24 protein-coding genes and 1 riboswitch are annotated in these 20260 nt (G+C 39.7%); of the genes, 5 read left to right on the top strand and 19 right to left on the bottom strand.

The window, feature by feature from the left end; genetic code table 11:
- Positions 1-42 precede the first annotated feature (42 nt).
- Positions 43-1452 carry a sensor histidine kinase gene (locus NAF01_RS06350; protein ID WP_163143342.1) on the bottom strand — a complete coding sequence of 470 codons (1410 nt, stop codon included), beginning with the start codon at positions 1450-1452 and terminating at the stop codon, positions 43-45.
- Positions 1442-2140, bottom strand: coding sequence for a response regulator transcription factor (locus NAF01_RS06345; RefSeq protein WP_163143345.1), 699 nt, complete (start codon positions 2138-2140; stop codon positions 1442-1444). The genes NAF01_RS06350 and NAF01_RS06345 overlap by 11 nt, the downstream gene beginning before the upstream one ends.
- A gap of 472 nt (positions 2141-2612) precedes the next feature.
- Between NAF01_RS06345 and NAF01_RS06340 the strand changes: the two genes are divergently transcribed.
- Together NAF01_RS06340 and NAF01_RS06335 are read left to right on the top strand one after the other, a co-directional pair.
- A complete protein-coding gene (locus NAF01_RS06340; protein WP_197214556.1) occupies positions 2613-3251 on the top strand; it encodes a hypothetical protein in 639 nt (212 codons plus the stop codon).
- Positions 3252-3332: 81 nt separating this feature from the next.
- Complete coding sequence (locus NAF01_RS06335) at positions 3333-3650, top strand: ArsR/SmtB family transcription factor (RefSeq protein ID WP_035326772.1); 318 nt, start codon at positions 3333-3335, stop codon at positions 3648-3650.
- Between the two features lie 22 nt (positions 3651-3672).
- Here NAF01_RS06335 and NAF01_RS06330 read toward each other — a convergent pair whose 3' ends face one another.
- Both NAF01_RS06330 and NAF01_RS06325 read right to left on the bottom strand, forming a co-directional pair.
- A complete protein-coding gene (locus NAF01_RS06330; RefSeq protein ID WP_048009320.1) occupies positions 3673-4596 on the bottom strand; it encodes a cation diffusion facilitator family transporter in 924 nt (307 codons plus the stop codon).
- Between the two features lie 221 nt (positions 4597-4817).
- Entirely contained in the window at positions 4818-6113 is a 1296-nt protein-coding gene (locus NAF01_RS06325) for an NCS2 family permease (protein ID WP_250801970.1), read from the bottom strand.
- Positions 6114-6202: 89 nt separating this feature from the next.
- Positions 6203-6304: riboswitch (purine riboswitch) on the bottom strand.
- A gap of 197 nt (positions 6305-6501) precedes the next feature.
- Between NAF01_RS06325 and NAF01_RS06320 the strand changes: the two genes are divergently transcribed.
- Positions 6502-6816, top strand: a complete 315-nt coding sequence (locus NAF01_RS06320) for a DUF948 domain-containing protein (RefSeq protein WP_048009322.1) — start codon at positions 6502-6504, stop codon at positions 6814-6816.
- A 292-nt stretch (positions 6817-7108) separates the two neighbouring features.
- On the opposite strand, the gene NAF01_RS06315 is transcribed toward NAF01_RS06320, so the two are convergent.
- Positions 7109-8011, bottom strand: a complete 903-nt coding sequence (locus tag NAF01_RS06315; RefSeq protein ID WP_197245341.1) for a YihY/virulence factor BrkB family protein — start codon at positions 8009-8011, stop codon at positions 7109-7111.
- 319 nt (positions 8012-8330) lie between these two features.
- Between NAF01_RS06315 and NAF01_RS06310 the strand changes: the two genes are divergently transcribed.
- The gene (locus tag NAF01_RS06310; protein WP_197207784.1) at positions 8331-9224 is read left to right on the top strand and encodes a YitT family protein; all 894 of its coding nucleotides are present in this window, start codon (positions 8331-8333) and stop codon (positions 9222-9224) included.
- 28 nt (positions 9225-9252) lie between these two features.
- Here NAF01_RS06310 and NAF01_RS06305 read toward each other — a convergent pair whose 3' ends face one another.
- From NAF01_RS06305 to NAF01_RS06265, 9 genes are all read right to left on the bottom strand, one after another.
- Positions 9253-9615: a YidH family protein gene (locus tag NAF01_RS06305; RefSeq protein ID WP_197207785.1), complete on the bottom strand. Its 363-nt coding sequence runs from the start codon at positions 9613-9615 to the stop codon at positions 9253-9255.
- Positions 9616-9715: 100 nt separating this feature from the next.
- The gene (locus NAF01_RS06300; RefSeq protein ID WP_250801969.1) at positions 9716-10492 is read right to left on the bottom strand and encodes a sulfite exporter TauE/SafE family protein; all 777 of its coding nucleotides are present in this window, start codon (positions 10490-10492) and stop codon (positions 9716-9718) included.
- A 64-nt stretch (positions 10493-10556) separates the two neighbouring features.
- Positions 10557-10784, bottom strand: a complete 228-nt coding sequence (locus tag NAF01_RS06295) for a sulfurtransferase TusA family protein (protein ID WP_095243726.1) — start codon at positions 10782-10784, stop codon at positions 10557-10559.
- Positions 10785-10835: 51 nt separating this feature from the next.
- Positions 10836-11957 carry an MBL fold metallo-hydrolase gene (locus tag NAF01_RS06290; RefSeq protein ID WP_197214551.1) on the bottom strand — a complete coding sequence of 374 codons (1122 nt, stop codon included), beginning with the start codon at positions 11955-11957 and terminating at the stop codon, positions 10836-10838.
- Between the two features lie 41 nt (positions 11958-11998).
- The gene (locus NAF01_RS06285) at positions 11999-12577 is read right to left on the bottom strand and encodes a sulfurtransferase TusA family protein (RefSeq protein WP_250801968.1); all 579 of its coding nucleotides are present in this window, start codon (positions 12575-12577) and stop codon (positions 11999-12001) included.
- A 21-nt stretch (positions 12578-12598) separates the two neighbouring features.
- The gene (locus NAF01_RS06280) at positions 12599-13075 is read right to left on the bottom strand and encodes a DsrE/DsrF/DrsH-like family protein (RefSeq protein ID WP_082139053.1); all 477 of its coding nucleotides are present in this window, start codon (positions 13073-13075) and stop codon (positions 12599-12601) included.
- 152 nt (positions 13076-13227) lie between these two features.
- Positions 13228-13521 (bottom strand): rhodanese-like domain-containing protein, encoded by a 294-nt coding sequence (locus NAF01_RS06275; RefSeq protein ID WP_250801967.1) that lies wholly within the window; start codon positions 13519-13521, stop codon positions 13228-13230.
- A 15-nt stretch (positions 13522-13536) separates the two neighbouring features.
- The gene (locus NAF01_RS06270; protein ID WP_197214549.1) at positions 13537-13896 is read right to left on the bottom strand and encodes a rhodanese-like domain-containing protein; all 360 of its coding nucleotides are present in this window, start codon (positions 13894-13896) and stop codon (positions 13537-13539) included.
- 93 nt (positions 13897-13989) lie between these two features.
- Positions 13990-14250, bottom strand: a complete 261-nt coding sequence (locus NAF01_RS06265) for a metal-sensitive transcriptional regulator (RefSeq protein WP_048011895.1) — start codon at positions 14248-14250, stop codon at positions 13990-13992.
- Positions 14251-14379: 129 nt separating this feature from the next.
- On the opposite strand from NAF01_RS06265, the gene NAF01_RS06260 reads away from it, so the two are divergent.
- Entirely contained in the window at positions 14380-14574 is a 195-nt protein-coding gene (locus NAF01_RS06260; protein ID WP_197245336.1) for a hypothetical protein, read from the top strand.
- Between the two features lie 656 nt (positions 14575-15230).
- Here the strand turns inward: NAF01_RS06260 and NAF01_RS06255 are convergent.
- The 5 genes from NAF01_RS06255 to NAF01_RS06235 all read right to left on the bottom strand — a co-directional run bounded on the left by NAF01_RS06255 (position 15231) and on the right by NAF01_RS06235 (position 20221).
- Positions 15231-16643: a SpoVR family protein gene (locus NAF01_RS06255; RefSeq protein ID WP_197214547.1), complete on the bottom strand. Its 1413-nt coding sequence runs from the start codon at positions 16641-16643 to the stop codon at positions 15231-15233.
- A 128-nt stretch (positions 16644-16771) separates the two neighbouring features.
- Positions 16772-17323 carry a PepSY domain-containing protein gene (locus NAF01_RS06250; RefSeq protein WP_197214546.1) on the bottom strand — a complete coding sequence of 184 codons (552 nt, stop codon included), beginning with the start codon at positions 17321-17323 and terminating at the stop codon, positions 16772-16774.
- 95 nt (positions 17324-17418) lie between these two features.
- A complete protein-coding gene (locus NAF01_RS06245) occupies positions 17419-18108 on the bottom strand; it encodes a PepSY domain-containing protein (RefSeq protein ID WP_048011891.1) in 690 nt (229 codons plus the stop codon).
- A 68-nt stretch (positions 18109-18176) separates the two neighbouring features.
- A complete protein-coding gene (locus NAF01_RS06240) occupies positions 18177-19529 on the bottom strand; it encodes a HAMP domain-containing sensor histidine kinase (protein ID WP_250801966.1) in 1353 nt (450 codons plus the stop codon).
- A complete protein-coding gene (locus tag NAF01_RS06235; RefSeq protein ID WP_197245332.1) occupies positions 19526-20221 on the bottom strand; it encodes a response regulator transcription factor in 696 nt (231 codons plus the stop codon). The genes NAF01_RS06240 and NAF01_RS06235 overlap by 4 nt, the downstream gene beginning before the upstream one ends.
- Between the last annotated feature and the right edge of the window lie 39 nt (positions 20222-20260).

Here is a 20260-nt window from a genome sequence, read left to right as displayed (position 1 = left end):
AAAAGGAACAGCCTTCTTGTGTGCTGTTCCTTTTATTTGTCCTTATTGCTCCCGCGGAAATCTAATCGTGAATTTGGTCCCTTCCCCCTTTTCACTGCTGACAGTAATTTCTCCGCTGTGCAGCTGAACAAGCTGTTTGACAATGGAAAGACCAATGCCAAACTCACCAAATGAATGATTGGTCCTGGATAGATCCGCTTTATAAAATCGCAGCCAAATTGACTCAATTTCTTTCGGGTCGATGCCTATACCCGTGTCTTCTATTAAGATCAATGTCTGATCAGGATCTTCTTTGCCCCTTAAAAATATGGAGCCCTGCTCGGTGAATTGAATGCTGTTCTTCACAATATTCACCAGAATCTGAATCAGCCGGTCATAATCCGCATACACCGAAACCCCTTCTTCAGCCTCTATATAAATCCTGTTACCTTTTTCCTCTGCCTGAATTTCCAGCTGTTCCTTAACAATTTCAAAGGCTTCCATGAGATCAATATCCATTTTATTCAGCTGCAGCTGGTTGGAACGAATCTTTTCATAATCCAGATTTTCATTCACCAGCCGAATAAGCCTCTTTGCCTCCCTGTCTATCAGGATCATCCCTTTTTCTGTATCCGCCTCCGGGATCAGACCTCCCTTAATACCTTCAGCCAAACCGCTTATGGTGGTCAAAGGAGTCCGAAGCTCGTGCGAGACATCAGCGATGAATTTCCTTCTTCTATTTTCCAGTCTTCTGATTTCTTCATTAGATTCCCTCAATCTTGCTGCCATATCATTAAAGTCTTTGGCCAATTCCCCAATTTCGTCCATATAGGTGTAAGGCACATTGATATCATAGTTCCCGGATGAAATCATAGAGGCAGCATTCCTAAGCTCAGTTATCCTCTTGATCAGATTTTTAGAAAGAACCAGACTTAAAAGGATGGTCGCAGAGAGTGAAATAAAAATGGTATATAATAAAAATCGATTTAATTCGCTGACAACCTCCATAGCCCCTGTTATTGGGGACAGAAGCAAAACTCCGCCAACAAGATTGCCCCCCTGCATATATGGCATGGCAACTAATGTTACCTCCTGGCCGAAACGTTCTATATCATGCTTTACAGTTACTTTTTTTCCTTTCGAAATTCCAGCCCATTCGGATTTGGTCAGCTGAATCATCGGATCCGATTTAAGTTCAGGATACAAGACCCTTCCTTTATGATCGAAGAGAATGTATTTGATGTTTCTGGCATCGAGCAGCTGGCTGTATTCTGTTAGAAATTGTTCATCCCCTTCTATCCTGACTGTTATGTCTGTCAGGATCTGCTCTCCATAGGAATCGAGCTCTTCCACTTTATTTTCAAAAATATAATTCTCCACAAACTGGGAGAATAGAAGGCTTAATAACAGGAAGGCCAGTATTAGGATGCTGACATGACTGATCAGCAGCTGATAAAAATACTTAACCTTCATTTTCCGCTGCCGTTTCATCGAATTTATAACCTACACCCCATACAGTATGAATAAAGGGCTGCTCATCCGTGCCTATTTTTTTCCGGAGCCTTTTTATATGTACATCTACGGTTCTTTCATCTCCATAAAACTGATAACCCCATACACTATCGAGCAGCTGCTCTCTAGTAAAAACCTGTTTGGGATGTTTTACAAGGTAATACAGCAAGTCAAATTCTTTTGGGGTCAAATTCTTTAAAAGCTGCCCATTATAATATGCCTCTCTGGATTCTTTGCTGATTTTGAAATATTCACTGGCAACAAAGTGATGTTCATCTGTTCCTGCTTCAGCCTGAAATCTGCGTGTCACGGCTTTTATCCTGGCCATCAGAGTAAGCGGGCTGAATGGCTTGGTCACATAATCATCGGCACCCATTTCAAGTCCAAGAACCTGATCGGATTCGCTGTCTTTTGCCGTCAGCATAATAATCGGAACCTTGCTCAGTTCCCTTATTTTCAGGCAGAGCGTCACTCCATCCATGACCGGAAGCATCCAATCAACGATAATTAAGTCCCATTTTTCTTTATTAAAATGCTCAAACCCCCGCTGGCCATCGTGAACAAACACACCCTGATACCCTTCTTTCATAAAGAACATCTCCAGCATTGAACAGACACTTTCATTATCTTCCACAACCAGTATTTTCAATTTCCCTTCACCGCCCATGAACAGTCTTTTATTCTTAATGTAATCGATATGAGTGTTTTTTTTCAATGAATATCTCTAACAATAATGTTTTTCTAAAATCTTTCTTCAAAGAATATTGTGTTTTGCTTATAAATTCAGCCCGTTGATTTCCACTGCAGGCACGCAGTGAACCCGCGGGGAGGAATGCGAGCCTCCTCGGCTTCGCCTGCGGGGTCTCACACTTCCCTCTCCTCCCGCAGGACATTAAATAAGCTTCCTCGAAGGAACACCGCATGAAGGAAATGCGTCAGCATTTTCGAGGAGTAAGTGCCCACAGCGAAGATCAACTCAGTAACTCAAACTAAGTTATGTACTATCAACAATACTTTACGAAAGCAGCCTTTTCTATAAAGTCAGCCAAATTCTTTATTGTTATCAATATCTTGGGAAATGCTAATTACGACTTATCATTTTGAAAGGAGTGCAGTATAAGATGAATAAAAAATTTCTTTTATTTGTATCTTTTTGCTTTATTTTAATAGGGGCCGCGATTTCGGTTAATGCTGAATCTGCGCCAAGGGGAAAGTCACCGGCACAGGAGCAAATACATGAACACCATCACAGAATGATCGATGAATCTTTAATGAAATCTCTTCTGGAACAAGGATTCACTAAAAGAGAAATCTTCATAGCTGCCCACATTGCGAAGTTTTCAAATAAACAGGTTGCAGAGGTATTGACTTTTTATAAAAAAAATAACTCCTCCTGGGAAAAAACAGCTCAGCAGTATGGAGTGGATTTAGACAAAATAAAGAAGCACCATCATCACATGGATAAGTTCCTTGAAGCGAACAAGGGGGTTGTTCTGCAAAAGGTCTCCGAGTACTCCGGCAAATCGGCTCAAGTGCTGCAGGGGTATCTTGACAAAGGAGTTCCACTTCGTTTCCTGGTTTCAGGTGCAGCCATGGCAAAGGCGGCAAATAAGGATTTGGGTGAAATCATCCAATTGAGGGAACAGGGAAAATCATTACACGAAATAAAAACAGAATTAAATGTTGATAAAGAACAAATCCATGCAGAAATGAAAAAACTGGTTGATGAAATTCACAAGGAAATCAGTAAGGCAAAATAATAAGATAAAACCGCAGAGTCAACTTCTGCGGTTTTGTTTTATATAAAACAGACTTATAATGAAAGAAAGAGGTGAAACAAAATGACAGATGAAAACCCGGTGTACCCTGCCGACCTGGATGAAGAAACTTTATTCATGGTTTCCCAGACTTTTAAAGCTTTATCCGATCCAACAAGGCTTAGAATTCTTCACTTATTATTTCACGGAGAGTATTCTGTAAATGAAATTGCCGAAAATCTCTCCCTGCTCCAGTCTACCGTTTCTCACCAGCTTCGCTTTTTGAAAAACCTGCGCCTGGTAAAATTCCGCCGTGAAGGAACAACTCTCTTTTACAGCCATGATGATGAACATGTTATTAGTTTATTGAACCAGGCTATTGAACATAGCCAGCATTCATGAATAAGCTGTCCTTAAGGCTTTATTAATTGCAGCTTTCATTATGGCCTGGACAGCCTTTTCTTTCTCCCTCCACTTGTATCGTGCTATGTTCAATCCCATATTCATCATGCAGAACAGATTGAGCCGCATGAAGGACTGCATCGTGTCCGCCCTCATTTTCAATTACAAGATGGCAGCTAAGAGAAGGAAAACCGGAAGTAATCGTCCAAATATGAAGATCGTGAACGTCTTTTACATGTGCAAGTCCGAGGAGCGCACTTTTAATGTCCTCTGGATTCAGGTGGGAAGGTGTCCCCTCCATTAAAATGTGGAAAGACTCTTTTGCCACTCTCCATCCGCTTACAAGAATGAGAACTGCTACTATTACACTTGCAATTGGGTCGGCAATGCCCCACCCGAAGAAATAAATTAACAGTGCAGCGGCAATTGCTCCAACAGAACCAAGCAGGTCACCTAGAACATGCAGAAAAGCACTCCTAACATTTAAATTATGCTCCTTATCCCCGCTCATTAATATGAATGCTGCTGCAATATTGACGAGAAGACCAATCGATGAAATCACGAGCATTCCCATACTTTGAACAGCCGGCGGCTCAAGAATGCGGTGATAGGCCTCATAGAAAATATAGAGAGAAATTAGGAGCAGTGTAATGCCATTTATTGAAGCAGCAATAATTTCAAATCGTTTATAGCCGAATGTTTTTGAATTTGTCGCCTTTTTTTCGCCTATTTTGATAGCCAGAAAACTCAAGCCAAGCGCAGCTGCATCACTCAGCATGTGTCCGGCGTCCGATAGCAGCGCAAGGCTATTAGTCCATATTCCGCCAATCACTTCTACAATCATAAATGAAGCAATTAAAATAAATGCCCACATCAAAGCCTTTTTATTGCCAGTATGATGGTGATCATGTGAATGTCCATGCCCGTGCCCATGACTGTGTCCCATATAATGCACCCCTTTTATATGAATATATGCTCATATATATTATGTATGACTTTGGCTTATTGTTCAATAATTTTTACTATTCCCTTTTAATTTAGACTAAATGAATAGACTCAAACATCTGCAGGCGATTTCAACAGGAACAGCAGAAAATTGAAAGAATTATTCCGGGCAATTATAGAATTCATAAAAGGGCTGCCTGACTATACAGGCAGCCCTTTCCCTTATGAAAGATAAACAAAATAACCCATAAATGCAATACATAGTCCATACATGATGGGATGGATCTCTTGTGGCCTTTTAAGTGCCAGCATTGTAATTGGGTATAAAATAAAACCGAGTGCAATCCCTGTTGCTACACTGAAGGTCAATGGCATCATTAAGATGGTCACGAACGCAGGAATTGCGATTTCCAGTTTACCCCAATCAATATGTTTTACCTCCATGGCCATCAGTGCTCCAACAATGATCAGTGCCGGCGATGTTACTTCGGCCGTTATCACACTGAGCAATGGAGAGAAGAATAATGCAACCGCGAAGCATGCAGAGATGATTACTGATGTAAAACCTGTTCTTCCTCCAGCCGCAATCCCTGAACTGGACTCAATCATGGAAGCAGTTGTAGAAGTTCCAAGCACAGAGCCTACTACAGTTGCACTGGAGTCTGCCAGAAGCGCTTTGCCGGCATTAGGAATTTCATTATTTTTCATCAGGCCAGCCTGACTTGCGATAGCTATTAAAGCTCCTGCTGTATCAAAAAAGGCAACAAATAAGAATGTAAATATTACTGCCAGCATTTCCGGAGTAAAGACTTGATCAATATGCAGAATAACCTCACCAAATGTCGGTTCAAGGCTCGGAATAGCACCGACGATTTTTTCCGGCTTATCAATAAGGCCAATTAACATTCCGGCAGCAGCTGAGATGACCATCCCATAAAAAATGGCCCCTTTAATACCCCTTACCATCAATACAATTGTTAATATAAAACAGAAGACAGCCAGCAGCGTGACTGGGGATTTAATATTGCCAATCGCCACAAATGTCGCATCATTTCCGACAACAAGTCCAGCATTTTTCAATCCTATGAAAGCAATAAAGAATCCGATTCCGCCTGCAATTGCATGCTTTAAATCCTTCGGTATAATGTTAATAATTTTTTCGCGTATTTTTAATAAACTTAAAATCACAAATAAGACCCCTGAAATAAATACACCTGTTAACGCTGTTTGCCACGGAATACCCATTCCGATGCAGACAGAAAAAGTGAAGAAAGAATTGAGGCCCATGCTTGGGGCAATCCCAATCGGATAATTGGACAGCAGGCCAATTAATAAAGAGCCAATAATAGCCGAGAGTGCCGTAGCAGTAAAAACAGCCCCTTTATCCATTCCGGCCTGGCTAAGGATAATTGGATTTACAATTAGAATATATGCCATTGATAAAAACGTGGTTAAACCTGCAATTGTTTCCTGTTTGTATGATGTTTCTCTTTCATGAAACCGGAAAAAAGATGACATGCCAATCCCTCCTTTTTTTAGGAAATTAAAAAAGCTCCGCAAGATGCGAAGCTGCCATAAAGAAAAACAGAAGAAATAGCATGCCTATTCAAACAAGCTATATCCCCTGTAGTCAAGCTATTTACGGCAGCCCGGTAGAAACGCTCAGACCCTATCTCTGAACATATACAGGTAAAATGTAAAACGCAGCACATCAATCAGTGTACTGCCCAAACATTATATATTGATATAATGAAACCAATTCTAGCAAACTCAAATTTGGACGTCAATTCTTTAATTTATTCTGAGAATTCTCTTTTATCTTGAAGCTGATTAATAAGATTTAACGTTAATTTTTTGAGTTTATGGGTAAATAATAAGAAAAACCGGCATGAGGAGGAAGGTCGTAATGTTCATTGTATATGCAAGCTTGATTCTTATAGCAGCATCTCTGATTTTTCTGGGCATCTATGCTTTTAAAACTTATAAGGATGCCAAACCCGCAATTAAGAAGCTGACAGCAATAAGCACTGTCATGCAGCTAAAGGCAGATCAAGTGAAAAATGGGGTTGACGAACTGACAGCAACCCAGAAAGAAATCCAAAGGGATATCAATTTTAAGAAACAAACATTTAATAATACAGTGGCTGCTGTTAAAGAAACACCGAAAAAAATTAAAAAGTGGTGGAACATTAAAATACCTTTTATCCATCAGATAAAGTGAAACTTCAATCAGTGGGGGTTTTCCTTATCCCCCACTGATTGTTAGTCGCGTTCTAGTGTCGCTAAGATCTCCGCTAGCGCTTCGATCAATCGACACTACGAACCCGATTGGTTCAACTAAGCCTCTGCCTGCGCGTCGGCAAGTTTCACTGTATCTTACCAATCGGGCCTTTACGGGCAGTTTGACCCCCACTTATCCTCCTTTGATTCCTCTGAGTCTTGAAGTGGGGGGCTTACTGCCCGTTAGACTGCGATAAAATAAAACGAGGGCTGAGCCCTCGTTTTATTTTGCCCTATTTGATTGAAAGTGTACGATACGCTTCTCCATCGGATTGTACTTTGGGATCTTTTTTATCATTTTTCTTCCCGCTGCCCGGTTTGAATGTATTATTTCTGTGATAGAGGGCACTTATTTCTCCGCCAATAACAAGTGCAAGGCCGGTTAAAAAGAACCAAAGCATTAATACAATAACTCCGCCAAGACTGCCATATGTGGCTGAATAATTTCCAAAATTGCTTACGTAAAAGGATAAGCCAAAAGATATGATCTGCCACATAACCGTTGCGGCTATTGCACCCGGCAATACCTGTTTGAAAGGAAAATGTTTATTCGGCGCTACCTTATAAAGAATAGCCAGGACTGTAACCATGATCACAAAAGCAATAGCCCACCTCAATACATTGATCAAAATTTGCATCCCATCAGATATATTTATAAAATTACCAATAAAATTCAAGATAACTTTCCCGAATACAGGAAGAACCATGGCAACAATGAATGCTGCAAGCAGTCCAAGTGTTAAGCCTATGGAAACCAGTCTTGATTTTATAAATGATCTCGATTCCTTTACATCAAACGCATCATTCATAGCCCTTATGAAAGCCTGCATTCCATTAGAAGCCGACCATAATGTACCGATAATACCAAAAGTCAGCAGACCGCCGTTCGGCTTCGTAATGATATCTATCACATTATCCTCGATCACACTAAACGAATCAGACGGCATTACACTCTGCAGATATGTTAATGCTTTTTGAGGATCCAGAGATAGATATGGAACAATGGAGATAAGCAGGATTAATAAAGGAAAAATGGAGAGCATATAATAATAGGCTTGTTCGGCTGCAAGCCCGGTTGCCCGATCTTTCTTAAACTCCTTTCCGAGCTTCTTGCCAAATTGAATAACCTTATGCATGTAACTGCCCCTCCCTTATACAGCTAATTTGCTTGTATGTGTTTATTTCCCCGAAGAGCTTTGAACTAATCGTATTTTCATAAAATATTCAATCAGGCTCGTAAAAAAGATATCATTAAATGATCCTTACAAAGGAGTACAGATCTAAGCGTATTAATTAACCCCGGAATCCCTCATCTAATATAAGAAATGTTATAATTAGATATAGTGATTATCAGACTTGCCAATTAATTAGTTTGAGCTAAACTGGCACAAGCCATCATATTATATTATTAGCTTATACAGATACTCGGGTATCATATAAAAATGGGGGTCATTTATGAACGTATCACTCGAAACTGCTGTTGAAGTAAATGTACATAAAGGATTGACTAAAGGAAAGCTTGCAAAAAGAATTTTCTTCATCATAGTTGGAGCCATACTTATGGGCGTAGGAATCGAAGAGTTTCTTGTGCCCAATAAAATTCTGGATGGCGGAATAGTAGGCATCTCCATTATCCTCTCTCACCTGTCCGGCTGGAAACTGGGCTGGTTTATTTTCATCCTTAATATTCCATTTTTTTACATAGGATACAAACAGATAGGGAAAACCTTTGCGTTGTCTACGCTGCTTGGGATTGCCGTATTATCAGCAACTACCCTCCTTTTGCATGACGTTCCTGTTTTTACTGAGGACTTGCTGTTAGCAACGGTATTTGGCGGCATTGTTCTTGGTGTTGGGGTCGGCATGGTGATCAGGTATGGAGGATCATTAGATGGAACTGAGATTCTGGCCATTCTGGTAAATAAAAAACTTCCGTTCTCTGTCGGGGAAATTATTATGTTTTTTAATATCTTCATTTTTGCTACGGCAGGCTTTGTTTTCGGCTGGAACCGGGCTATGTATTCCATCCTCGCTTATTTCATTGCTTTCAAAACAATTGATGTGGTGATCAGCGGGCTGGATGAATCAAAATCAGCCTGGATCATCAGTGACCAGCATAAGGTAATCGGTGAAGCGATTCTGGCACGGCTGGGAAGAGGAGTTACCTATTTAAATGGGGAAGGTGCTTACACAGGGGATGATAAAAAAGTAATCTTTTGTGTCATCACCAGACTGGAAGAGGCAAAATTAAAAGCCATCGTTGAAGAAATTGATCCCAGTGCTTTTTTAGCAGTTGCTGATATTGCGGAAGTTAGGGGCGGAAGATTTAAAAAGAAAGCCATTCATTAATTAATAATTTATAAACATGAGGCACCTGTTAAATCAAAATAACAAATAAATATATTAGCAATAAGATAAATATCAAAAAGATAACAGCTGTTATTAAGTATATTAGAGATCGGGATGATGAGTAGGTCTGCTGGTTAATTCTTTTTCTGACCTGAAAATAATTCATGGTAGAGTAAACAAGAATTGTCAGGCCGGTAACCAGAGAAAACAGACTTAATGAAATGGCAATGCTGTCTGCAAACTTATTTACTCTCTGCACATTATTAAAATGCAGCGTGGAAGCAAGTACGCCTATTCCAATTACAGCGATCGATGTTCTTACCCATGCCAGGAAGGTTCTTTCATTTGCCAGATGCTGCTGTATGTATTTCGACTCTTTGGTTTCTTCCATCAGAAACAGCTCTCCCTTATCTGAAGTTTACGATTATTTTTACCGCTTAACCACAGGTTAAACATTAAAGGGAACAGCACCCGCTGCCCCCTCCCCAGAATTATAAAATATCCATCCAGATTTTAATGGATGTAGCCAGTATTAGTACAGCCAAAATAATTTGAAGAATTTTTGTATTTACTTTCTTTCCTGAAGCAGCTCCTAATGGAGAAGCAATTAAGCTGGCAATAATCATAACGGCTGCAGGAACATAGTCTACCTGTCCGGTTGCCAATTTACCAGCTGTAGATCCAATCGATGAAATAAATGTGATTGCCAGTGATGTCGCAATCGTCATCCTTGTAGGAATCTTCAATACTACCAGCATAATAGGAACCAGTAAAAAGGCACCTGCTGCACCGACGATACCAGCCCCGATGCCGACAATCAAAGCAAAGAAGGCTGCAAGCCATTTATTGAACTTTACTTGATCCAAAGGGATATCATCCAAGCCTTTTTTCGGCACAAACATCATGATGGCAGCAATTAAAGCTAAAACACCATATACAAGGTTAATGCCGCCTTCAGTCATAAACCTTGAACCATAGCTTCCGATTAAACTTCCGGCCAGTATGGCTGAACCCATATAAATAATTAGTGTCTTATTCAGATATCCGCCTTTCCTGTAGGCCCATACACCTCCGATTGTAGCAAAGAAGACCTGTACTGCACTGATTCCGGATACTTCATGAGCAGAAAAAGCAGCTAATTCAAATAACGGCGGAATGTATAATAGCATTGGGTATTTAATGATTGAGCCGCCAATTCCCACCATTCCGGAAATATAAGACCCGATAAAACCAATTAAAAATATAACGATCAAAAAAGTAAAATCCATGTGGCCATCCCCTCCTTTTAAGCAATAAAAGGGAGCGCAGACCCCCTTTTATCTTTTCAATAGATCAGCCTTTTTTTATCCAGAACTTTAACACTCCATTGTCATCCTCATGTTTTAAAAGCTCATGTCCTGTTGACTCTGTCCAGGCAGCCAAATCTTTAACTGCTCCTTTGTCTGTTGTATGAACTTCAAGCACTTGCCCTGATTCGATTTCACCTATTGCTTTCTTCGTTTTTACGATTGGCATTGGGCAAGCTAAACCTTTTGCATCCAGTATTTTTGCTGCGTTCATATTTCATTCCTCCAATTTTTATTATTAGTTTTTGATAAATCCTTCAAAAAATTATCTTACAGCACAGCGATTTGGACCGATTTCCATCTCACGCTGTTTTTCTTCGTCCGGGCTGATTTTTCCCATATTTGTTTCGCGGATTTCCTGATAAGCATTAGGCTGAGGAGGAAGATTTTCAGAAACTAACTTTCTGAACTCACCTTCGTCTTCAATGTTTAATCCGTGATTTTTAGCAAATAATGTGCCAAGTTTTTCGGATACGCTGCCATCCTCATTTAATTCTTCAATAATCATGAAGTGTGCAGGCATAACAACTAATTCGCCTGATAGGTCTTTATAGCGTTTATAAAGTGTTTCTCTTAAATCTCCAGCCCAATCCCCGGCTTTACCGGCGAGGTCAGGACGTCCGATAGAATCGATGAATAGAATATCACCTGAAAGAAGGTATTGATCGTCCACTACAAAAGATGTTGAACCTATTGTATGGCCTGGTGAGTAAATAGCTTGAATGCTGATTTTAGTAGAACCAATCATGACTTCGTTTCCATCTTCAAGACGGCTGTATTCAAATGTTACTTCTTCAGCATCTTTAGGAGGAAGCCAGTAGGAAGCACCCGTTTTTTCAGCAATTTTGCGTCCGCCAGAAATATGATCTGCATGGAGATGTGTGTCAAAGACATGCTTGATCTCTGCATTCTTTTCAGCAGCAAAATCAGTAAATACGCCTGTCATTCTTGTGGCATCGACGATTGCAGCTTCACCGTTTGAAATCACCATGTAGGAAAGGCAGCCTTTTCCAATGCGGACGAATTGATACATTTCTCCGCCATCCTTTAAATCTCCCACTTTAACAGGCTCAAGGTGTTCACTCCATGATTTCATCCCTCCTGCGAGGTAGGAAGCATCTCGTCCTGCTTCTTCAAGCATTTCTGCGACCATGACAGAAGAACCTTCTTTTGCACACACTACTAAAAGCTCTTTATCAGCCGGAATTTTATCAAGAATAGGTTCCACTCCATCAAGAAGGTCGAAGTATGGAACATTCAAGTATTCAAAGTTTTTGCCTTCAATCTTCCAATCGTTAAAGTCGGTTTCATTACGTACATCAAGTATAAATAATTCTTCATTATGAATAACCTTTTTTGTTACTTCACTAGCAGTCATTGCTTTCATCGTTTAAATACCCCCTGATGTATAATTTAGTTTAAAAAATTTTAGTTAAGCTTCGTTTCTGTCGGTCCATTCCATTCGGACATTCCCGGAACTACATTAATTACATTTGAGAAGCCTTTTTCAGCTAATACCTGGGATGCCATATCACTTCGGCTCCCTGTACGGCATACTACAAAAATCTTTTTATCCTGGTTCAGCTCGCTAATTCTTTCCTCCAATTCTCCGAAGGGAATCGAAACAGCATTGGGAATATGGCCGAATGCATATTCAGCAGGTTCCCTGACATCGAGAACAACAAGATCATCATTAGAATCTATCTCTTTTAAGAGATCATCGTTAGAGGCAACAGGCTCAAAAGTTGCAGCTTCGCGCTCTTCATTTTCACCTGCTTTTCGTATATAATGCTTAAGCACTTCGCCTTCTTCCATTGTGCCAAGATATTGATGTCCAGAGCTTTTTGCCCAAGCCTGAATATCTGCTTTTGAACCTTTATCTGTTGCAAGGACCTCAAGTACTTCCCCCGGATTCAGATTAGTGATTGCCTTTTTCGTTCTTACAATCGGCATTGGGCAGGCAAGCCCCTTTGCATCTACTGAAGAGTTTGTTTTTAACGTTTCCATTTAATATTCCTCCTTATAAATTTAGATAAATAAGTTGACATTGCCGTCTTCTGCATCTGCAAGATATGCAGCTACACCGGCATATTCCACACCATCAATGATTTCTTCCTGTTTAAATCCAAGAAGGTCGACAGTCATTTGACAGGCTACCAGCTTAACATCCTGTTCTTTTGCCAATTCAATCAAGTCTTTAACTGGCATAGTGTTGTGCTTTTTCATAATATCTTTGATCATCTTAGGACCCATTCCAGCCATATTCATCTTCGATAATCCCATTTTTTCCGGACCTCTTGGCATCATTTTGCCAAACATTTTTTCCATAAAAGTTTTTTTGACTTGAATTGGCTCATCTTTTCTAAGAGCATTCAGTCCCCAGAATGTGTGAAAGATGGTTACCTCATGATCGTAAGCAGCTGCACCGTTTGCAATGATATAAGCCGCCATCACCTTGTCATAATCTCCGCTGAATAGAACGATTGTTGTTTTTTTCTTTTCCAATCTTTTATCCTCCCTTTGGGTATTTTTATAATCAAAAAAATTTATTTATTTGTTATAAGCTTTTAAAACGAATCCAAATACCTTACAGGGTATATACTAGAGTAAATTTGACTTTCTGTCAACACCTGTTAATGGCCGTTTGCAGATCAATACTATAATGGTCCTTCCCAGTTCATCATACCTCCAAGCATGTTAATGACACTAAACCCCTGTCCTTCAAGAAATCGTGCAGCTAATCCGCTGCGGTTGCCTGATCGGCAAACCATAACATATTCCTGATTCTTATCCAGCTCATGCATACGAAATTCAATTAGTCCAAGCGGAATATGAATAGCTGAAGCTATCTTTCCTTCTTTTACTTCATCAACTTCCCGCACATCAATGATATTTAACTTTACTCCGGCAGCAAGCTGCTGCTCTACTTCATTAACAGTCATTGTTTTCATTTAATATTCTCCCCTTTATCTCCAGGCGCTTACTCCGCCTTTGATGTTTGTAATGTTCTTATATCCGGCTTTTTTTAGAATTTTACTTGCTTTGCTGCTTCTCATTCCGCTTTGACAGATAACAACAACTTCCTTATCTCTTGATAGCTCTCCCAGATTCTGGTGTAGCTGATGAAGAGGCATGTTCTTAAATCCTGGAATATGGAAGCTTTTAAATTCAGCTGTTGTTCTCACATCAATGTATTGCTTTGTTTTATCCTTCATTTCATTCTTCAGCTGAGCAGTTGTCATCTGCTTTACGCCCTTTACTGGAATCAGCTTCTGAACGAGAAAAATAATTAGCAGGGCGATAATGATTCCATTTGCAATAGTCATTTGCTTACCTCCAAATTTATGTGATAACGCTTTTTGTTTTTATACCTTATGGGGTATATTATAACTAAATAAAAAAAGGAAGTCAACTAACCATCATCTGCTTTTAACAAGTAAGTTGACAGCCTCTTCAATCATGATGGAACTCTCAATTCCCTTTTCAGCGTTTTCAACAATACATTGTTCAAGATTGGAACTGACAATAACTGCAATTGCTTTATCAATTGCTGATCTTGAAGCTGTTAGCTGGGTAATGACAGATTTGCAATCTTTTTCATCCTCCATCATTTTTAAAATCCCTCTAAGCTGGCCCTCCGCCCTTTTGATTCGATTTTTAGTTTTTGCATCGTATAACACACGCTTCACCCCATTTTAGTTTTATTTTACACAGTGACAATCAGGCATTGAAAAACCAACTATCTTAAACCCTTTTTTTCGCAGCAGCCTTACTCCAACATTTTTCTCTAAAGAGCTGGAGGCAACTAAATGGATTTGGTTATAAGGTATATCGTTTATATGCCTATTGATATATGGAATGGGCAGATTGATCGCTCCGGGTATTTCACAATGACAGGAATCATTATAATCCCTGACATCCAGCAGGGCTATGCCTTCCTTGGGCAGGCATTGATCCAAATGATAACAAGGTATATTTTTAATAGGATAATACCTTTTAAATAATGGGAAGCTAACTAGCAGCAAGGTTAAAAAAATCAGCAGCATATTTCTCTCCTCTGCGTAAATAATTCAATTACAATTCATACAATATACCCTATCGGGTATATTGTCAATACCTTTTTTACAAATAGAAAAACACCCGCGTGGGTGTTTTTCATTAGCAGCAGTCACTGTCATTGCCTAACAGGACCAGTCTTTCATTATCCTGATCATGATCAAGAATCATACTTTCCGTATGCGGCTTGATTTCCGGGTCGATCGCCACCTGTATTTCATTTATAGTTTCGATTATATCATCTGCTTCCGGCTCATCCAGAGCCAGTCCAATTTGAGGGCCTCCTCAGCCAAAGCCTGCAAAATAAACTCTAATGCCGCCAGTATTTTTCTCTTGAAGAATCTTTTTCAATAGATCCCGAGCTGAATCCGTAATTTTCATGATCATCATCCTTTCCTCAGTTTATCAATGGCTGTAAAGAAAATATTAATATCAGGGAGGCATTTAGTTACCTTTCTATACCCCCGCCTGTACACGTTAATATTACTTCAATACTCCTTGAGAAGGAAAGTATTTAGTTTTATTCTGCCCATTTTAAAAAAACATGTTTGCAGCCCAGCCAAAAAAAGACGAACCAAAACATACTTTGGTTCGTCCGTCATTTTTATAAATATTTTCTGTGGATGCTCTTTCCATCGTAAGTGAAAAGCATGTTCTTGCCTTCAACAATGGTTTCCATATGGACGCCTCTGCCCCAAAGCTGGTGTACATATGGGAGTACTTTTTCAAGATATTTAAGATCAAGCTCTACACCTTCAAACCAGTGCTTTAAGTATAGTTCACCATTCTTCATATAATCGCCGTCATTAACCGTCAAATATGGGAATCCTCCATTTACACGCATGCTGACAAGCTGATCGCGCACATGCTCCCACTGTTTATCCACTACTTTATAATCCTTACCCTGTTTTTGGAACAGATACATATCTTCTCTCATAACAAGGTCTTTTGTTAAATAATTTCTTAAAAATGATATATCTGACTCGATTTCACGAACCTCGAACATTTTTTCCCGGCCTGAATTTGGCACTGCACCGCGCCTCTTCATTTCCTCAGTCGGATTGTTATATCGTTCTTCAATATCTTCAAAAATCTTCAGACCCAGATAATATGGATTGATTCCGGTTCTGGACGGCTGCACAACCCCTGCATTCAACTTTGCAAATTCCAGCGCTTCAGCAGATGTCAAATCCATTTCCCTTAAGATGCGCTGATGCCAATACGATGCCCAGCCTTCGTTCATAATTTTAGTTTCCAGCTGCGGCCAAAAATAGAGCATTTCTTCCCGCATCATCGTTAATATATCCCGCTGCCAGTCGGTTAGCTCCCTGCTGTAGCTCTCTATAAACAGCAGTAAATCTTTTTCTGGTTTCGGAGGGAATTTCTTATTTTTCTTCTTTGGTACATGCTTCTTGTTTCTTTCATCCAAATCCCATAAATCATCATAAGGGCTGGCCGCTGCTGTATCACCGCTGCTTTCATATTCATCATCTGTACTCCAGGCTAGCTTCGGCCTCATTAGAGACGGATCAATATGTTCTTCAATTGCCAGCACGGCATCAAGGAAAGTTTCCACTTCCTTTTTCCCAAACTCAATTTCATACCGCCTTATTCTTTCAGCGGTGGCAGCCATGCTCTCTACCATGTCCCTCTTTGTGTTTTGAAAACGGACATTATTTTTAAAGAAATCGCAGTGTGCTAAAACATGCGCCACAATTAATTTGTTTTGGATAAGGGTATTGGAATCAAGCAGAAACGCATAGCAGGGATCCGAGTTGATTACAAGCTCATAAATTTTTGATAAACCTAAATCATAATGCAGCTTCATTTTATGAAACTGTTTTCCAAAGCTCCAATGCGAAAACCTGGTCGGCATGCCATAAGCGCCAAATGTATAAATGATTTCTGCAGGGCAAATTTCATACCTCATAGGGTAATAGTCCAAGCCAAACCCATTTGCAATTTCAGTAATTTCCTGAATGGCATATTCCAATGATTTATTATCTTCCTCCCGCATTGCCACTCCCCCTTTTAGTCCTTACCATAATCTATGAACCAACAAGAGGATTGATGAGTAGTCTCTTCATAAGCTTGTAACAAATTACAGCAAAAAGCGGAGCATTTCGCCCCGCTTTCCATATGGCATTAGTCATCCAATTCGACTTTTAATACTTTACCTGTTTCAGCGTCAATATCAACATCTGCTTCGCCTTTTTTTGTCTGCAGTTCAACTTCATATAGGATTTGTCCATCGTCTTCATCTATTTCAATTTCTTTCATCATTCCATTAACTTCTTTTTCAGCTATTTCAATAGCATTTTGTTCGGAAATTATTTTTTCCCCATTTATCTCTTTTTCGGCCTGATCATTGTCATCATTGTCATCCCGCTCTTTATTAATTGAAATGACTTTACCATCTAAAGCGTTAATTTTAATATCGAAATCTTCTTCCCCATTATCAATATCAATTTCATAATACTGTTTGCCTTTTACTCTTTCCAATTCAATGCTCTCAACGCTTCCCTCTGCTTCAGAAAGAGCAATCTTCTTCGCCTCTTCAACAGTAATCAAATCCTGCTCAGCTTCTGTCTTACTCCCAGTACTTCCTTTTTCATTTGTATCTGCGGCACCTGCTGCAACAGCACCACCCAACAATAAGGCTCCTGCCAACGAAATAACTGCAAATTGTTTGTTCATTTTACTTTTCCTCCTTTTTCTTTTCTACATGTTCAATATAACCGGTGAAAATGAGAGAAAAAGGATAAGAAAATTAAAATTTGATGAGAAAGGAATTAATCATCCCATGTAACCGACATTACTGTTCCTGTAATAGCATGGATTTGGACAGCGGCCTCTCTGCCGTCATCCTTTTCTATCTCAACAAGATAATAAGATCCGCTGTCTGTTTTCTCAAAGCTGATATCATCCACCTCTCCAGGTTCATTTTTTAGAGCAATTTGAATAGCTTCCTCTTCGGTTAGATTTTTAACAGGAACCTTTGTTTCCTCGGCAAAACGGGATAGAACTTCTCCAGTCAGGGCATCAACAGTAATCTTTATCTTCGCTTCATCTTTCTGAACGATTGCCTCGAAGGCTGGTTTTTCTTTATAAGTCATCTTTTTCATGGAGAGTAATTCACCAGATTCTTCTACCCGAATAATTTCCTTTATTTTTTCTTCATCAAGCTGCTTCTGTTCACCGTTAGGAGTCTGTTCCTTTTTTTCAAAAGAAAGAATTTCTCCTCCGTTTTCACTTAGCTTTATTTGATAAAACGCTTCGTCTTTTTTCATTTCAATCAAATAAGTGCTGTTTACTTTTTTCACATTCAGAATTTCTCCCTGATATCGGTCTTTTATTAATTCTCTGGCTTCACCTTCAGTAATTGATTCAGAAGCAGAGACATCAGTGAATTGTATTGCAGCAAATACAAGGAGCGCAGCCAGCAGAAGCCCCGAAGCTGCAATTATAAGTTTTTGCTTCATTCCTTACACCTCCCACTTAGCTTATTTCTCCATTATCTATTAATAAGATGAGAAATAGATGAGAATGGTTATGTCACTTTGAATATGACGAATGCTGCAGTTCCTACTCCTTCAGTACTTTCGAGCCTTATTTCAACTCCTAGCGCATCTGCTATTTCTTTGGCAAGGGACAGTCCCAGTCCTGATCCCCCTGTTTTTCTATTTCTAGCCTCATCAACCCGGTAAAAACGATCAAATACTCTTGGCAGATCCTTCATAGGTATACCCATGCCGCGATCTTCAATCCGGATATAGACTTCTTGTTTCTCTGCTCCAGCAGTAACCTTTATGACATCATCACTGTATTTCCTGGCATTATCCAGAAATATAAACAGGAGCTGCTTTAATTTATTTTCATCAGTTTGAATAAGTGTATTTTCAGACAAATCCGAATCCAAATGCACAGTCCTATTAAAAGCATCTTCATATGTCCGAGTGACTTGGGTTAAAAAACTGTTTAGTTCCACCATTTTCAAATCAATCATCCAGTGGTCATCATGCCGTGCAAGCAAAAGAAGCTGTTCTGTCATCTCCTTCATTCTTAACGCCTCTGAGTGAATGGCTTCTATGGATTCATTAAATAATTCAGGTTTTTTCAGCCCCCTTCTCTTAAGCAGGCTGGAATAACTTTCTATAACAGTTAATGGAGTTTTTAATTCATGGGAAGCATTTGAAATAAAAAGTTTTTGCTTCTCATAATTGGATTCAAGAAGATCTATCATATGGTTGAAGGTTTCACCCATTTGCTGCAGCTCATCATGAGACTTCCCTTCCAGCTTAAGACGCTTGAATTGTCCGCTTTTTCTAATTTCTTTCATTGTGGCTGTCATAGTCGCTACAGGCCTTGTAATAAACTTGCTAAGGATCGCACTGGAAATCAAAACCGGAATCATTGCCACGACTGTGCCAATCCCCAGAACGAAGCGAAGAGTCTTTAATATTTTTTCCGCACTTTCCATGCTTCTGGTCAGCTGAAAACTTCCTATTTCACCATCCGGCAGAATCACAGGTGCAGATGCAAACATATAGACCCTATTATCACGTTCCATTGTTTTTATTAATTCACTGCTGATGTACTCTGCAGGGATTTCACTGAGCCCCTTTTCGTCCGGGGATGTGGAGGTTACTGCCTTTTTATCTGGCTGAACAAGTCTTACCATTCCATTTGAAGGAACAAAGGCCCTAAGCAGTTCAGTTTCCGGAACATTCCCGATGGATCTTTGGGTAATCTTTATCATATTTGCCATTTCATTCGATATAGCAGCCCGCTCATTTTCATATACCAATTTGCTGAAAACAGCATAAACAGCGAAATTCATTATAAGCAGAAGGACTGCAAAAAGAACGGTTGTATACAAATAAATTTTCTTCCTAAGATTCATTTCGTCTCCTTTAATACATACCCTACTCCGCGGATAGTGTGAATAAGAGAAGGCATCTCAGGCAAGTCTATTTTTTTGCGCAAATACCTGATGTAGACATCAACAACATTTGTGTCCCCCAAAAAGTCATATCCCCAGACAGCCTCCAAAATCTGTTCCCTGTTTAGGACCTGTTTTTTATTTGTCATTAAATAAACCAGTAAATCAAATTCTCTGGGCGTCAGTTCTATGGATTGATCTCCCCTGCTGACTTCCCTTGTTTTCTCATTGAGCTTTAAATCTGACACTTCAAGACAGTCAATAGCCGGAGTTTTTTCTGCAGCTGCTGTTTTAACCCTTAGTGCCGCCCGAATCCTCGCAAGCAGTTCCTCAATCTGAAAAGGTTTTGTTATGTAATCGTTCGCCCCCAGATCTAAACCAGATACTTTATCTTCCACTGAGCTTTTTGCCGTCAGCAGCAAAATGGGGGTCTGTTTATCCTTGCTGCGAATTCTTCGCAGAATTTCAATTCCGCTAAATCCTGGAAGCATGATATCCAGGATGATTAGGTCCCAGCTTCCAGTCCTGTATAACTCCATTGCCTGAAAACCATCCATTGCCTTTGTTACTCGATAGCCCTCGAATTCAAGCTCAATTTCCAGAAGCCTGGCAATTTTAGCTTCATCCTCCGCAACAAGAATTGATTCCTTCAAAAAACTCACTCCCCAATTTGACAGTTTTATTCATATTCC

The sequence above is a fragment of the Cytobacillus firmus genome, assembly GCF_023657595.1.
In the GTDB taxonomy this organism is placed as follows: Bacteria; Bacillota; Bacilli; order Bacillales; family Cytobacillaceae; genus Cytobacillus; species Cytobacillus firmus_B.
This window is presented reverse-complemented; position numbering and strand designations above follow the sequence as displayed.